At 63.8% G+C, this 14,217-nt stretch carries 11 protein-coding genes; 6 read left to right on the plus strand and 5 right to left on the minus strand.

Going from position 1 to position 14,217, the window contains the following annotated elements; translation table 11 throughout:
• Positions 1–6: 6 nt before the first annotated feature.
• Entirely contained in the window at positions 7–2,073 is a 2,067-nt protein-coding gene (locus LOM8899_RS16915) for a M10 family metallopeptidase C-terminal domain-containing protein (protein ID WP_093993436.1), read from the minus strand.
• A 173-nt stretch (positions 2,074–2,246) separates the two neighbouring features.
• Positions 2,247–3,368: a polysaccharide biosynthesis/export family protein gene (locus LOM8899_RS16920; RefSeq protein WP_093993437.1), complete on the minus strand. Its 1,122-nt coding sequence runs from the start codon at positions 3,366–3,368 to the stop codon at positions 2,247–2,249.
• A gap of 242 nt (positions 3,369–3,610) precedes the next feature.
• Here LOM8899_RS16920 and glf point away from each other — a divergent pair, with 242 nt between their 5' ends.
• Genes glf through LOM8899_RS16940 form a run of 4 tightly spaced genes read left to right on the plus strand, consistent with a single transcriptional unit; the run spans position 3,611 to position 7,894 of the window.
• Complete coding sequence (glf, locus tag LOM8899_RS16925; protein ID WP_093993438.1) at positions 3,611–4,762, plus strand: UDP-galactopyranose mutase; 1,152 nt, start codon at positions 3,611–3,613, stop codon at positions 4,760–4,762.
• Positions 4,759–5,745 carry a glycosyltransferase gene (locus LOM8899_RS16930; protein ID WP_168770579.1) on the plus strand — a complete coding sequence of 329 codons (987 nt, stop codon included), beginning with the start codon at positions 4,759–4,761 and terminating at the stop codon, positions 5,743–5,745. Before glf ends, LOM8899_RS16930 begins: the two co-directional genes overlap by 4 nt.
• A 40-nt stretch (positions 5,746–5,785) precedes the next feature.
• Positions 5,786–7,210 carry a KpsE/RkpR family capsule polysaccharide export protein gene (locus LOM8899_RS16935; RefSeq protein WP_245820585.1) on the plus strand — a complete coding sequence of 475 codons (1,425 nt, stop codon included), beginning with the start codon at positions 5,786–5,788 and terminating at the stop codon, positions 7,208–7,210.
• Positions 7,211–7,219: 9 nt separating this feature from the next.
• Positions 7,220–7,894, plus strand: a complete 675-nt coding sequence (locus LOM8899_RS16940) for an ABC transporter ATP-binding protein (protein ID WP_093993440.1) — start codon at positions 7,220–7,222, stop codon at positions 7,892–7,894.
• A gap of 69 nt (positions 7,895–7,963) precedes the next feature.
• Here LOM8899_RS16940 and LOM8899_RS16945 read toward each other — a convergent pair whose 3' ends face one another.
• Together LOM8899_RS16945 and LOM8899_RS16950 are read right to left on the minus strand one after the other, a co-directional pair.
• Positions 7,964–8,998, minus strand: coding sequence for a ParB/RepB/Spo0J family partition protein (locus LOM8899_RS16945; protein WP_093993441.1), 1,035 nt, complete (start codon positions 8,996–8,998; stop codon positions 7,964–7,966).
• Positions 8,999–9,076: 78 nt separating this feature from the next.
• Positions 9,077–10,459, minus strand: coding sequence for an AAA family ATPase (locus tag LOM8899_RS16950; RefSeq protein WP_093993442.1), 1,383 nt, complete (start codon positions 10,457–10,459; stop codon positions 9,077–9,079).
• A 547-nt stretch (positions 10,460–11,006) separates the two neighbouring features.
• Here LOM8899_RS16950 and LOM8899_RS16955 point away from each other — a divergent pair.
• Complete coding sequence (locus LOM8899_RS16955) at positions 11,007–11,987, plus strand: replication initiator protein A (RefSeq protein WP_093993443.1); 981 nt, start codon at positions 11,007–11,009, stop codon at positions 11,985–11,987.
• Between the two features lie 15 nt (positions 11,988–12,002).
• Here LOM8899_RS16955 and LOM8899_RS16960 read toward each other — a convergent pair whose 3' ends face one another.
• A complete protein-coding gene (locus LOM8899_RS16960) occupies positions 12,003–12,974 on the minus strand; it encodes a DUF2793 domain-containing protein (protein ID WP_093993444.1) in 972 nt (323 codons plus the stop codon).
• A gap of 353 nt (positions 12,975–13,327) precedes the next feature.
• Here LOM8899_RS16960 and LOM8899_RS16965 point away from each other — a divergent pair, with 353 nt between their 5' ends.
• Positions 13,328–14,188, plus strand: a complete 861-nt coding sequence (locus LOM8899_RS16965; RefSeq protein WP_093993445.1) for a sulfatase-like hydrolase/transferase — start codon at positions 13,328–13,330, stop codon at positions 14,186–14,188.
• Positions 14,189–14,217: the final 29 nt, after the last annotated feature.

Below are 14,217 nucleotides of genomic sequence, written 5' to 3' on the forward strand. Positions count from 1 at the left end.
TTCAGATCACAGGATAAAGTCGCTGGCGGACATCGTATCGGTGAGATTGACGAAGATCTGCATGTCCATCTCGCCGTCGCCGTCGGCATCGATCGACACGATGTTCCAGACGCCGAGGCTCTCCCAGCTGGCATAGCTGACCTGCCCGACGCCAGCACCGTCGAACTCTGCGGTTCCGATGAATTCGAGCGTGTCCTCGCCTGCGATGGCGGACAGGTCGATCAGGTCGACCCCGTGCTCGAACCCATTGATCAGATCGCGTTGCTCCTGACCGACGAGGCTGTCGTCTATAGCCTCGTAGACGAAGACATCGGCCCCCTCGTCACCGACCAGCCAATCAAGGCCCGCCCCCCCGATCAGCACGTCGTCTCCCGCCTTGGCGGTCAGGATGTCGAAGCCTGCCAGCCCGGACAGGATGTTGGCACCGGATTGGCCGACCAATGCATTGTCGGCGGAATTGCCGGTGCCGTTCAGATCGGCGCTGCCTTGCAGACGCAGCACTTCGACATGGGCGGTCAGGGTATAAGTGATGCTGGATTCGACGGTATCCGCCGCCCCCTCGCCGGCCTTTTCGACAACGACATCGCCGGACACGCCGACGACGTAGACATCGGTATCCGCGCCGCCTTCCATGTAATCGGCCCCCGCACCGCCGACCAGCCGGTCCTGACCGTTTCCGCCATAGAGCGAATCCGACCCGTTCCCGCCATCGAGCGTGTTGCCGGCATCGTTGCCGCGCAGAATGTCGTCGCCGGATCCGGACATGGCGTTCTCGATCACCACGCCATTGGCGATGGTATAGCCGCCCGAGATATTCTCGGCCTGACTGACGAAACCGCCGCCGCCTTCCTCGTATTCGAGCGTCGCGGGGCGCAGGTCGATCACCGTGTCGCGTGCGCCGTCATAGGTGATCGCATCGACACCGTCGACGTCCCAGATCGCCAGCCAATAGGTGCCTTCGGCGTTCAGGTCAGGCAGCGCATAGACCGTATTGCCGCTGTTGGTGGTGGTATTGACCCCGTATTTCTCTTGCAGAACGGCGATGTCGAGCGCCATCGGCCCGGCCTCATAGCCCCAATCCTCGTTGGTAGCCCCCGGCGTGCCACCGGGATAGCCGGTGTTGTAGGACATCGTCGTAAAGACACCCTGGTTCAGATCGTAGTCGCCATAGTCGTCGAAGGCATCTTCGACACCGTCGAAGATCGCGGAACCGCCGCCGTTGTCATGCGGATGGGCCATGCCGAGCGCATGGAGAAATTCGTGCACGATGGTGACAAAGTCGTAACCGCCCTCGTCGAGGCTGCCGCCCGGCGCGCGGTCCCAGCTGTTGCCGTTGAACACCCCGATACCGGCCCCGGATGTGCCCGGCGGGTTGAAATAGCCCAGAAACGAGTTCGGTCCCGTCGCCGGGATCTCGTTGGTGTCAAGCACCACGCGCAGATCGGCATTGGGATCGGTGGTCACCACGAAGGTGATGTCGGCCACCGCGGACACATATTCGAAGGCCAGCATGAACTGCTGGATCTCGTAGTCATTGAAGCCCTCGGAGGTATAGCCGTCCAGCGTCACACCGGCGGGGGCGAAATAGACGGTGATGATACCGTCCTCCGAGCCCGGCACGGTCTCGCCGCCCCAGTCCAGAGCGTCGAGCGGGGTCAGCGGCTCTGCCTCGCTGACCGTGACGGTATAGGTGCCGTCGCTGCGATCGCGGAAGCTGCCGGCCTCGATGTAGTAGGTGCCGCTTTCGGTAGCGGTAAAGATCAGCGCGGAGTTGGTCCCGCCATTGCCATCGTCGTCAGATGCCAGCCGGATGCCGTCTGCATCGTAAAACACCAGAAAAGGGTCGTTCAGAGGATCGGTGCCCGTGCCGTCCAGCGTGATCCTGATGGTCTGCCCCGCCTCGAGCTCGATGGCGATCCAGTCGGCATCTCCGACCGGGCTCAGCGTGCCCTCGAAGCTATCTCCAATGGCCATGCTCGCAGAGGTGCTGTCGTTCGCGGGCAAATCCGCGCCTTCGTTTATGGTGATGGCCATGGGTCCGATGGCGGCCGCAATCGGCTGGGCTGTTTTCATATGTAATACTCCGGATTCAATACCTTGGGCCAATACATAGCAAAACGACCCATGCTCGCACGACGACTGCCCGCAGGATAAGTTAACGACACCCCATCCGTCACCCCCGGCCGCTCAAGATCACGCAAGGTTACGGCACCTGTGATACGACGGCCCCATTGCAAAGCCCCCGGTCAGAGCCGGCTGGCGATCCCGAGTGTCGAGCCGAGCAGGCTCAGAATGGTGTTGGCCGCGGTGATCGGGCTCTCTGTCGCATAGACCAGATCACCCGACATGATGGAGAACTGGCCCGCACTGAACAGGCCATCGGCCGTGGTCAGATCGACGGTGAACACCACCCGGTCCTGCGGCGGGCCCGACAGATCGGCACGCAAGGCGCTGCGCGGATATTCCCGCAGGATCAGGATGCCCTGCGGATTGGCGCGGGTATCGTTGATGCCGCCGATGATCGACAGGGCGTCGAGCGCGGTCATGTGATCCTTGCGGAAGATATGCAGCGCTTCGGTGCCAGTGGCGCCAAGCGACAGGAAATAGCGCTCGTCCTCTTCGACGATGATCCTGTCTCCGCCGACCAGCGTGGTATCCAGGGACGGATTGTCATAGAGGCGCGCCAGCGACGTGCCATACACCTGATTGCCGCGCAGCAACTGCACCTGCGGATTGACCAGCGCTCCGCGGGCGCCACCGGCCTCGGACAGCATGTTGAGCAAGGTCACGTTGCGGTCGGCCAGCGGATAGACTCCCGGCACGCCCACGCCAGAGACAAGGCTGACGGTATTGGCCCGGCCGGGGGTCACGTTGACCTGAACCTGCGCCGAGGGGCTGGTATCGGCATAGAGCTCCTGAATACGGTTCCGCGCCGATTGCGGCGACATGCCCGCCACCCGGATTTCGCCGACAAAGGGCAGAAAGATCATCCCGCCCGAGGATACCAGCACATCCTGCAATTGCGCCGCACGCTGCCCGGCCCCGGCGAGGAGCGAGTTGTCATCCGCGTCCCAGACCGTGACCTTCAGCGTATCGCCCGGCGCAATGATCAAGGACGCGGGCTGTTCGGTGCGGCTGATCCAGCTGCGGCGGGCCGGTCCCGTATCGGGCCAGCTTTCCAGAACATGCAGGCTGTTGCGGGTCACCGAAAAGACGGCGAAATCGGCCACGGCCTCGACGCCATCGCCGTCGTAATCCTGCTGAACGGCCAGAACCTCGCTGCGCAACCCGGCCCCGCGCGGGATCTCACAGCCCGCCAAAAAGACGCAACAGGCAAGCGCCACCGCGCGACCTACAAGTTTCTGCATGCTGCCCCCAAAGGCTGTAATCGAACCGTCCGGACCTATATCCTGTCGGCCTTTTTCTTTGGGCCACAAGATACCGCCATGCCCCATACGGTCAACGGCGAATCCCCCTGACAAGCCCCCGGCAGCCCGGTTTTCTGCCCTGCGTGGCCTATATGCCGGTCATACAGGGCATTTCGACTATCGTCCAACGCCGGTTTGCGATAATCCCCGAACGGATTGTTTGGGTAGAGAGCACAGGCAGAATGGCAGACAAGGTAATCATGGTCGGGGCCGGATTGTCGGGCGCCGTCATCGGGCGGGTGCTGGCAGAGGCCGGGCATGCGGTGACGGTGGTCGATACGCGCGCTCATGTCGCGGGCAATTGCCATACGCAGCGCGACCCCGACACCGGGGTTCTGGTGCATGTCTACGGGCCGCACATCTTCCACACCGACGACACGCAGGTCTGGGACTACGTGAACAGCTTCGAGACCTTCCTGCCCTACCGCAACCGGGTCAAATCCACCTCGCAGGGGCAGGTCTTTTCGCTGCCGATCAACCTGCACACGATCAACCAGTTCTTCGGGCGGACGATGCGGCCGGACGAGGCCCGCGCCTTCATCGCCGCTCAGGCCGACCAGACCATCACCAACCCGCAAACCTTCGAAGAGCAGGCGCTCGCCTTTGTCGGGCGCGACCTCTACGAGGCCTTCTTCAAAGGCTACACCGAAAAGCAATGGGGTTGCTCGCCCACCGACCTGCCCGCCTCGGTCCTCAAGCGGTTGCCGGTGCGGTTCAATTACGACGACAACTACTTCTTCCACAAGTATCAGGGGATGCCGCAGAACGGCTACACGCCGATGGTCGCGCGGATCCTCGATCATCCGGGCATCGACGTGCATCTGGAGACGGAATTCGACCCTGATACAGCCAAAGACTGGGATCACGTCTTCTGGTCCGGCCCCCTAGACGGCTATTTCAACTACAAGCTCGGGCGGCTCGGCTACCGGACCCTCGACTTCGAAGAATTCCGCGCCGAGGGCGACTGGCAGGGCTGCGCGGTGATGAACTACGGCGACGCCGACGTGCCCTATACCCGGATCACCGAACACAAGCATTTCGCCCCTTGGGAAGAGCACCAGGGCTCTGTGCTCTACCGCGAAAGCGCGCGGGCCTGCGGCGAGGATGACATCCCCTACTATCCGATCCGGATGGTGGCGGAAAAGGCTCTGCTCAGGGACTATGTCGATCTGGCCGCTTCGGCGCGAAACGTCACCTTCGTCGGGCGGCTCGGCACCTATCGCTATCTCGATATGGACGTGACGATCCGCGAGGCGCTGGATACCGGGGCCGCATGGCTGGCGGCACGGGCCGCAGGGCACCAGCCGCCGGTATTCTCCAAGGATCCGCTGTGAAGCTCGCCGCCCTCGTCGTCACATTCAACCGGCCCGAGGCACTGGCCGTGACGCTGGACCGGCTCTTCGCCGAAGAGGTCGATCACGTGGTCGTGGTCGACAACGCCTCCAGCCCCGAGACCCCTGCCCTGCTGGCCGGCCTCACCGACCCGCGACTGCATGTGATCCGGCTCGAAGACAACACCGGAGGTGCCGGCGGATTCGAGACAGGTCTGCGCCATATCCGCGATGTGATCGACCCCGACTGGACCGTCCTCATGGACGACGACGCCCGGCCGGCGCAGGGAGCTTTCGGCCTGTTTCGGCGCGAATACGCTGCAATAGACCCGAGTTCCGTCGCAGCGAACGCGCTTGGCGTGGTGGCCGCGGCGGTCTTCTTTCCCGATGGCGATCTCTGCGAGATGAACCGGCCCTCGCGCAATCCGTTCTGGCACTTCAATCTGTTCATGCGGACCGTATTCCTCGGCGGACGCTCGGGCTTTCACCTGTCGGACGCCGATTTCGCCCCCGACGCTCCGGCCACGGATATCGATGTGGCCTCCTTCGTGGGCTATTTCATCAGCCGCGGCGGCGTCCGGCGCACCGGCCTGCCCGAAGGCGGGATGTTCATCTATGGCGACGACGTGACCTACAGCCTGCGGCTGCGCAGGACGGGCGGGCGGATCATGCTGGACCCGGCGATCCGCTTCGAGCACGACTGCCGGACCTTGGGCGAGGGGCTGGCCACACGGCCGCTGTGGAAGGTCTACTACCTCTGCCGCAATGGCGTCTCCATCGCGGGCATGGCAGCCGGACGGCTTTTGTTTCCCTTTGCCCTGACCTGGTATCTGATCGCGTGGACGCGCAAGACCAGACACTATTCCGCTGCGGAACGGCCTCTTTATCGCAAGATGCTCTGGCGCGGTGTGCGTGATGGCCTGCTCGGCAGACGCGGCCGGAACGATGCCATCCACGCGCTGGCACAGACCGCGCCGCTCAGCTAGACTGACCGCGCAGTAGACCACAGCCTGGGAAGGGCGCAGCATGGCACAAGAGGCCGAAAAAGCATCAAAAGACGCCAGCAACAACGGCGCGCAAGAACCTGCCCCGGACACGCCCCCCAAAGCCGACTCCAAGCCCAAAGCCAAAGCCAACACCGGCCCTGCGGCCAACACCCCCAAGCCACAGCAACAGGGTGACGGTAATGGTTCTCAGAAAGAGGCGCCCAAGCCGGCTGGAGCCAAACAAGGCAACGGCGCGGGCGGCACCAAGCAAGGCGGGCAGGGCGGCGCCAAAGGCAAGGGCCCCGGCCAACGCCCGACGATCCAGATCCGCCCCGTCGCCCAACCGGCCCGGGTCAAGCGGCGGCATTGGGGTCTGTTGCTGGCGTTTCTCATCATGGTCGCGGCCCCGATCGCAATCTCGGCCTGGTATCTCTACCAACGCGCCGAAGATCAGTATGCTTCGACGCTGGGCTTTACCGTGCGCAGCGAAGACATCAGCAGCGCGGCTGACCTTCTCGGCGGCCTCGGAGCCTCTCTGGGCGGCAGCAGTGGCGGCGGCAGCGACACCGACATCCTCTATGAGTTCATCCGCAGCCAAGAGTTGGTGACACTCATCGACGAGAGGCTCGACCTGCGCGGAATCTATTCCCGACATGCCCAGACAGACCCTGTTTTCGCCTTCGATCCGGACGGCTATATCGAGGATCTGACAAGCTATTGGCGACGGGTCGTGCGGGTGTCCTACGACGCGGGATCGGGGCTGATGGAGCTGCGGGTGCTGGCCTTCTCCCCGGACGAAGCCAAAGCCATCGCCGAAGCGATCTATGACGAAAGCTCGGCCATGATCAACGAACTGTCCGCCATCGCACGCGCGGATGCGACCCGATATGCGGGCGAAGATCTGGAACTTGCCGTCGAACGACTCAAACAATCGCGCGAGGCGTTGACGGCGTTCCGGGTCGAAAACCAGATCGTCGACCTGACCGCCGATATCCAGGGGCAGATGGGCCTGCTGAACACCCTGCAGGCGCAGCTGGCGGAGGCCTTTATCGAGCTCGATCTCATCAGCACCAACGCCCGCTCGGACGACCCGAGGGTCGAACAGGCGGAGCGGCGGATCGAGGTGATCCAGGCCCGGATCGACGAGGAACGGCTGAAATTCGGCGCCGCCCCCCGTGGCGGCGACGGAGAAAGCTACGCCGACACCATCGCCGAATTCGAACGGCTGAGCGTGGATCGGGAATTTGCCGAACAGGCCTATGTGGTGGCGCTGTCCAGCTATGACGGCGCGCGCGCCGAGGCGAACCGGCAAAGCCGCTATCTGGCCGCCTATATCCAGCCCACGCTGGCGGAGAAGCCCGAATTTCCACAGCGCGAGTTGTTGCTGGCCCTCGTGGCGCTGTTCAGCCTCCTGATCTGGACGATCCTGAGCCTGATCTACTACGCGCTCCGCGACCGGCCCTAGAGTCCCGCCATGATCCGGCTGACCAACCTGACCAAGTCGTTCTGGACACCAGACGGTCCGAAATACGTTGCCGACGATATCTCGGTGACGTTTCCCTCCGGCGTCTCCGTGGGTCTGCTGGGGCGCAATGGCGCGGGCAAGTCGACGATGATGCAGATGATCTCCGGCACCATCCGAGCCGACCACGGCACCATCGAGACGACGGGCACCGTATCCTGGCCCGTCGGCTTCGCCGGCAGCTTTCACCGTGACCTGACAGGTGCCCAGAACACCCGGTTTATCGCCCGGGTCTACGGCGTCGATACGGACGAGCTGCTGGATTTCGTCAAGGACTTTGCCGAGCTAGGATCGCATTTCCACCTGCCGATCCGAAGCTATTCCGCCGGAATGCGGTCTCGATTGGCCTTCGGGGTCTCGATCGGAATTCCCTTCGACACCTATCTGGTGGACGAAGTCACCTCTGTCGGCGATGCCGATTTCCGGCGCAAGAGCCGCCTGGTGTTTCTCGAGCGGATGCGCACGTCAGGGGCGCTGATGGTCAGCCATTCGGATCAACAGCTGCGGGATTTCTGTACCGCAGGGGCGGTTCTGGAAAACGGGCGACTGACCTATTTCGACGACATCGAAGATGCGATCAGACAGCACAACATCAATCTCGGCACGATCAGCGGCGAAGACGATTGAGGCCCTTCGTTTCGCGCGCGAAACACATGAACAGAGCCTAGTGCGCTCCCGGAAAGGCCTTATTAGACCCTATTCCTGCTCTTTCAGCCAGCGCGCCAGCCGTGCGCGGAACCCGGCATCCGCCGTCAACGGGCCAGACAGCAGCAACCGCCCGTCCGCCTGCGGCTCGACGGTCACGGCGCCTTTGGCGGGGGCGGGGCGGGTCGGCCTTGGGGCGCGGGGCAGGGCGGCGGCGATCACCTTCGCCTCGGCCACCGGCGTCTCGGGTGCTGCGGCCTGAAGCGCCCTTTCGAGCCTCTGCCCCAGAGCCGGATCCGCATCGATGGCCCCGGCCAGCGCCAGCCCGGTCCGCTCCGTCAGGCTCGCCGGAAATTGCAGGGCGCCGTCGAGCGCCCGGACGATCCGCACAAAGCTGCCGATCTTGGACCGCTTGGCCCGGCTGGCGCTGGCAAACAACGCCGACAGGCCGGCACGGTCGTCGGGATAGACGGACTTATCCACAGCCCGGGCCACGATGCGCGCCCGCTCGTAATAGGACAGACCGACCCGGATTTCGTTTTCCTCGACCATCGCCTGATAGGCTTCCGCCGCCTCGGAAGGCTGGCGGGCCAGCGCCAATACGCTGCCGTATGCGGCGGCTTCCTCCGCCGTGGTGGCGGCATCCCGCAGCCGGGTCAGAGCGGTCAGGCGACGCCAGCCAGAGATCAGGCCCCAGCGCGGATTTGCCTCCGGCCCCAGATCGGCCACTTCGATGGCGGTCTGCTGACCACGGGCGGCGAGGCTGGCACAGAGCACCTGCATCTCGTCCTCATCCGCCGCGATCCGGTCGCGGACCAGATAGCTGACGTCGATATCCTCCAGCGGGATACGCTGGATCATCCGCCCCTCGCTACGGGCCGCTTCCAGCACGCCGACCACCTCCTGCAGGGCCGCCGAGCTGGCAGCGTCGCCCGCCACATCGGCAATCGGCGCACGGCGGGTCATGGGGGCGGAGGAGAGAGGCGCCGGTGAACGCGAGGGCGCCGCGAGCGGGGCAGGCTGGGCCTCCTGGGGCGCCTCCGGGCTGATCAGGCGGGCGGGGTCGAGGCGTTTACGCTTGGCCATGGGACAGCCCTTCCTGCGTGCTTACAGAGACGTTTCGCGCGCGAAACCGGGGGGAGGGGGGCCTGTGGATAACGTCACTCATTCCGCCGCCTCCTGTGCCGCCAGTTCGTCGCGCCGCCATGTGCCCAAGAGCAGGCGCTTGAACGCGGCATAGGTCGCGTCAAAGGCCTCGCGGCCCCTTGCATAGGTGTCGCGGTTGAAGTTGCGATAATCGGCCTCGTAGATGCCCTGCACCTGCTCGCCCGCCTGCCCGATGAGGGCGGTGAAATCCTGCCGGTGGGGTGACAGGGTCTTGCCCAGATAGGCCTGCATCAGCCCGGCCAGTTCGGCCTGTTGCGATCCGTCATAGCGGGTGACGACGGTGCGCACCGCATCCCATTGAAACGCCATCTCGGGGCGGCCAAGGGCGCGGGCGGCGAGGTTCTCGCCCTCTTCGATGGATTGGAACGTGGTGTGGAGCATGTCGAAGAACCGGCCCGTCGAGTCGAACTCCAGAAAGCTCGCCCCCGTCGGCACCAGCAGGATATCCGCCGCCGCCAGCCCGTTGATGGTGAGGTAGCCGAGGGCAGGGGGGGTGTCGAGGAACACGAGGTCGTATTGATCCAGCACCCCGTCCGCCTCCAGCACATCGGTGAGCGCATCCCAGAGCTTCCAGCCGCGGCCCTGCATCCGCCAGACCGGTACCTGAAACTCCGCCCAATAAAGATTGAGCTGCGCCCCGATCAGATCGATGTTGGGCCAATGGGTGGTCTGAATCAGGTCTTGGGCCTTGATCCCCTGCGCTTCGGTCAGGGTGTCGTCCATGGGGATGGGGGCATCGCCCCGGTCGATCCGGCGGTGGTTCTCGGCCTGCAAATGGCCCGCGTAATGACGCGCCATCAGGGGAAACACCGTCTGCCACTCGTCCTCGACCTTGCCGCCAAAGATCGAGGTCATCGAGCCCTGACTGTCGAGGTCGATCACCAGCACCTTGTAGCCATCAAGTGCCGCCGACATCGCCAGATGCGCGGCTGTCGAGGTCTTGCCCACGCCGCCCTTGAAATTCGCCACGGCGACCATCTTGGCGGGCTGGCCCTTGGGGCGGTAGGGCAGGTAGTCCTTGGTCTTGGAGCCTTGGGCCGCGAAATGGGCGCGCAGGCGGAGCACCTCTTCGAGGGTAAACCACTTGGCGCCGCCCTCTGTCTCGGACTGGCCCTGCGGCAATTCCGGATTGCCCTTGAGCACGCGGCGGAAATGGGCGGGAGCCACGGGGATCAGATAGCGGGTGATCTCCCAGGTGGAAAACAGACGCAGGCTGCGGCGGCCATCCTCCTGCAATCCGCGCGAGGCAAGGTCGTCGCGACCGGCAGAACAGGCCGCCGCGATCTGGGCAAAGCCCTTGGTCGTGGTCGGCCCGCCAAGCTCGGACAAGGCGACGTCGGGGTTGATCCCCACATAGGGTGGAAGGTCAGGACTGCTCATGGGTTATCCCCCAATGTGATATGTTTTGCCCGATATACCACAAAACACCGCACATGAAAGTTTTTTGAGGATTCACATTCTCTTTTCTCAGCAAATTCAACGCTGATCAGCCGGTTCCGGCCTTTGAAATCGGGGCGAGGAGAAAAAAAGCCCTGTTAGAATGGGTTAATAGATCTGTTATGGAGTCCAGCCTTTTCTGCAGAGGCCTTATTTTCAGGGGCTTGATGGAGGTGAAATTCAAGGGGGTGACTCTGATACCCCGTTGAAGCGACTCTGATCCCCCGAGCCCGCGACTCTGATCCTCCGTTGCGATTGGCCTGCATGCTGGACGCAGCTTGTGGATAACTTTAGGGTGGTGTCACTGAAACCCCGAATCCGCACTGGCGCAAAGTCAGGCACATAAAACCGGGGGCAGTTGAGGACAGGCAATGCAGAACACGACGCCACGGGCCATAGTGCCACGCGCTGGCGCGTCCCCGGTGCGATGACCGGACGGACGCCGCAGCTTTCACCCAACGGATTTGGCGCGGGACCAGTCGCGCCCGCGATGCGCGATTTCTTCGTGTGCGACATCTTCGGCGCCAGTCTCAAGGACGATCTGGCGACGATGGAGCATCCGGTGTTTTCGCTCTCGACCCGGCCCGATCGCAAGATCCGGCAGTACGAGCACAACGGGGTCGAGATCACCGTCACCCCCTCGGTGCGGGGCCGGGCCACGATCCATGACAAGGACATCCTGATCTATTGCATCAGCCAGCTGATGGCCGCGCTCAATGCCGGCCGCGAGATCGGGCGCACCCTGCAACTGACGGCCCACGATCTGCTGATCGCCACCCGGCGCGATACCGGCGGCGACAGCTACACCCGTCTGCGCGAAGCCTTCGAGCGGCTGGCCGGCACCCGCATCACCACCAATCTGGCGGTGGGCGGGGTCGAGACGACGTCGGGCTTCGGCCTGATCGAGGCATGGGAAATCGTGCGCAAGTCGCGCGGCGGCCGGATGATCAGCGTCACCGTCACGCTCAGTGAATGGCTGTTCCGGGCGGTGATGTCGAAATCGGTGCTGACGCTCAGCCGCGATTACTTTGCCCTGCGCAAACCGCTGGAGCGGCGGATCTACGAACTCGCGCGCAAGCATTGCGGCAAGCAGCGCGAGTGGCGGGTGTCGGTGGGCACGCTGCACATCAAGGCGGGCTCGGACGCGCCTGTCCGGGTGTTTCGGGCGGCGGTGCGCAAGATGATCGCCGCCAATACCCTGCCCGGATATGTGCTGACCGAAGAACCCGGCGACATCATCCGCGTCACCCGCGCCGGGGTTGTCGACGACGGCCCCGCGACGGCCACCGCCGGTGCGCCGCTCTTTGGCGCCGACACGCTCGAGAGGGTGCGCCAGATCGCGCCGGGTTGGGATGCCTATGCGCTCGAAGCCGAATGGCGCAACTTCTGGGTGGAGAGTGGCCGGCCCCGGCTGGCGGCCCCCGAAAAAGCCTATCTGGCCTGGGTCGCGGGCCGGATCACCCGCGACTGATCCGGGCGTCGGCCGCTAGCCGCCGATAAAGGTCAGGTTGAAATCGCGGGTGTTGCCGAAGCGGTTCTCCAGCAACAGGCTGCCGGTCTGGGCCGAGACGTTGGTGCGGCCGTCCGGCCCGGTGGTGCCGGTCAGGACGGTGGAGCCCTGATTGTTCAGCAGGGACCCGGCGGCCATGGTCTGCAAGGCCGGCGATCCGCCCACGTCATAGACCAGAATGGCGCTGTGGGCGGCCTGTGGATAGGTGTCGTCGGTGATGGTGATGAAGACAAAGCCACCGGCCGAGGGCGGGATGATCGTGGCCACGCTGTCGTCGTCCAGCGACAGGGTCACGCCCCGGATGCCGGTCACACGGGTCATGCCGGTGGTTGCGTCCATGCGCATCGCCTCGGTCCATGTGCCGCCATCGGGGCTGACCTTGACCGAGAAGTCGTCGTTGCCCGCCAGCCCCATCTCGGCCCGGCCCGAAAACCCGGTCTGATAGAGCAGGCTCGCGGTGTCGCCCGCGGCCGCCTTGTTCAGCTTGAGCTGGTGTCCTGCGCCGGCATTGTTCAGCAAGGTCGCCTCGGAGGAGACGGCCAGCCGGTTGATCGGGTCCGACGAGGTGCCGATGCCGACGCCGTCGAGATTGTCGAAATCGACCGCCCCCGAGACATTGGCCCAGTCGCCTCCGGTATAGACAAAGAGCGCCGCCTCGGCCTTGGACCACGCCCGCCAGCCCGCCTGTGGAACGAAATAGAGCCATGCGCCATCGATCCGCGCCGCCAGAGCGCCGGGCTGGCCTGCCCATGCACCTGTCGGGGCCGCGCCCAGGCCATATACCGCCCCCTCCACGGGAGACCCCGGCGGCGTCGTGGCTCCCAATGTCTCGAGGGTCAGCTGCACCAGCACATCCAGACGGCTCAGAGCCTCGTTATGGGTGACATGCTTTTGCGCCTGATTGGGCTGCAAATAGGGCAGGGCAAGACGCGCAGAGATGTCAGTCATGGGGAAACCTTCCGGGGTGAGGGCTGCATCGGATGGCGCGCAGTTTGCCACCGCCACCTTGCCAGCCCGTTGCACCACCGTGCGTTGCCTGCCCCCGTCATCTGCGACGGAGCGTTGCACGCGGGCATCGCCCTGTTCTTGGGCAACAGCATCGCCGCTTTTTCAGGCAACCGCACTGGACAGCGCAAAGCCCTCGTCCCTATACAGTTCCCAGAACCCATTTTCGGCTGACGAGGACTTGTGATGACGCGCCTTTTGCCATCACCATGGCCACTGCCAGCGCATCATTTTAACTTCGTATTCGGGAGCGATACGTCGCCCCGCCCCACTCTTGCAGACGATAGGCGCCCTTAATGCCCCGCAATTTGATTTTGATCACATATGACAGCTGCCGTTTCGACAGCGCCCAAGCCGCCAAAGCCCCCAATCTCGCGCGGTTGGGCGAGCTGGAGCAGCGATACTCCTATGCGTCGTGGACAGCGCCGTCGCACTACACCTTCATGATGGGGCTGGTGCCGCATCTGTCGCCGCCCAACGTCTATGCCTCCGAAGTCTACAAGGAAGATTTCCGCAAATGGGGCGACCGGCTCGATATTCCCGATCTCAGCTTTGGCACCTTCCTGCCGCAGCTCTCGCTGCCGGGAATGCTCAAGCAATACGGCTACCGGACCAACGCCCGCGTCTCGATGCCGGTGCTCAATCCTCATACGGTGATCAACAACGCCTTTGACGACTATCAGCTGATGTCCAATCACAACGACTTCAAGGGCATGGTCGACGGGATCACCTTCAGCCGGGATCAACCCAGCTTCCACTTCTTCAATCTGGGCGAGACGCACTACCCCTATATGCTCGACGATGCCTCGCTGCCGCATATCTCGGGGCTGCACGGGGTCGCCAAGACGCTGTCCAAGGGCGGCGATGCGGGCGGGCACATCCAGAAATCCGAGGAAATGGATATCGAGGATTTCTTTCAGGACGAGGTGATGCGCGGCCTGCACCAGCAGCAGATTCGCTGTGTGGAATATCTCGACGAGATACTGGGCGGGCTCTACGACAAGGCTCCCTCCGACACCTGGTTCATGATCATGGGCGATCACGGAGAAGCCTTTGGCGAGGGCGGCTATTTCGGCCACGGCCCGGTCATGCACGAAAAAGTGTTTCAGGTGCCCTTTGTCGAAGGCCTGCGTCCGCGCAAAGCTCGGCTCATCTGACAAATTGGCATAAACTGGGGATTTCCCCC

Source organism: Flavimaricola marinus, from assembly GCF_900184895.1.
GTDB lineage: Bacteria > Pseudomonadota > Alphaproteobacteria > Rhodobacterales > Rhodobacteraceae > Flavimaricola > Flavimaricola marinus.

What these genes read in the sequence shown, in the direction of transcription:
- LOM8899_RS16915 (WP_093993436.1), bottom strand. Translation starts at nt 2,073, where the DNA reads ATGAAAACAGCCCAGCCGATTGCGGCCGCCATCGGACCCATGGCCATC.
- LOM8899_RS16920 (WP_093993437.1), bottom strand. Translation starts at nt 3,368, where the DNA reads ATGCAGAAACTTGTAGGTCGCGCGGTGGCGCTTGCCTGTTGCGTCTTT.
- glf (WP_093993438.1), top strand. Translation starts at nt 3,611, where the DNA reads ATGGCAGACAAGGTAATCATGGTCGGGGCCGGATTGTCGGGCGCCGTC.
- LOM8899_RS16935 (WP_245820585.1), top strand. Translation starts at nt 5,786, where the DNA reads ATGGCACAAGAGGCCGAAAAAGCATCAAAAGACGCCAGCAACAACGGC.
- LOM8899_RS16940 (WP_093993440.1), top strand. Translation starts at nt 7,220, where the DNA reads ATGATCCGGCTGACCAACCTGACCAAGTCGTTCTGGACACCAGACGGT.
- LOM8899_RS16945 (WP_093993441.1), bottom strand. Translation starts at nt 8,998, where the DNA reads ATGGCCAAGCGTAAACGCCTCGACCCCGCCCGCCTGATCAGCCCGGAG.
- LOM8899_RS16950 (WP_093993442.1), bottom strand. Translation starts at nt 10,459, where the DNA reads ATGAGCAGTCCTGACCTTCCACCCTATGTGGGGATCAACCCCGACGTC.
- LOM8899_RS16955 (WP_093993443.1), top strand. Translation starts at nt 11,007, where the DNA reads ATGCGCGATTTCTTCGTGTGCGACATCTTCGGCGCCAGTCTCAAGGAC.
- LOM8899_RS16960 (WP_093993444.1), bottom strand. Translation starts at nt 12,974, where the DNA reads ATGACTGACATCTCTGCGCGTCTTGCCCTGCCCTATTTGCAGCCCAAT.
- LOM8899_RS16965 (WP_093993445.1), top strand. Translation starts at nt 13,328, where the DNA reads ATGCCCCGCAATTTGATTTTGATCACATATGACAGCTGCCGTTTCGAC.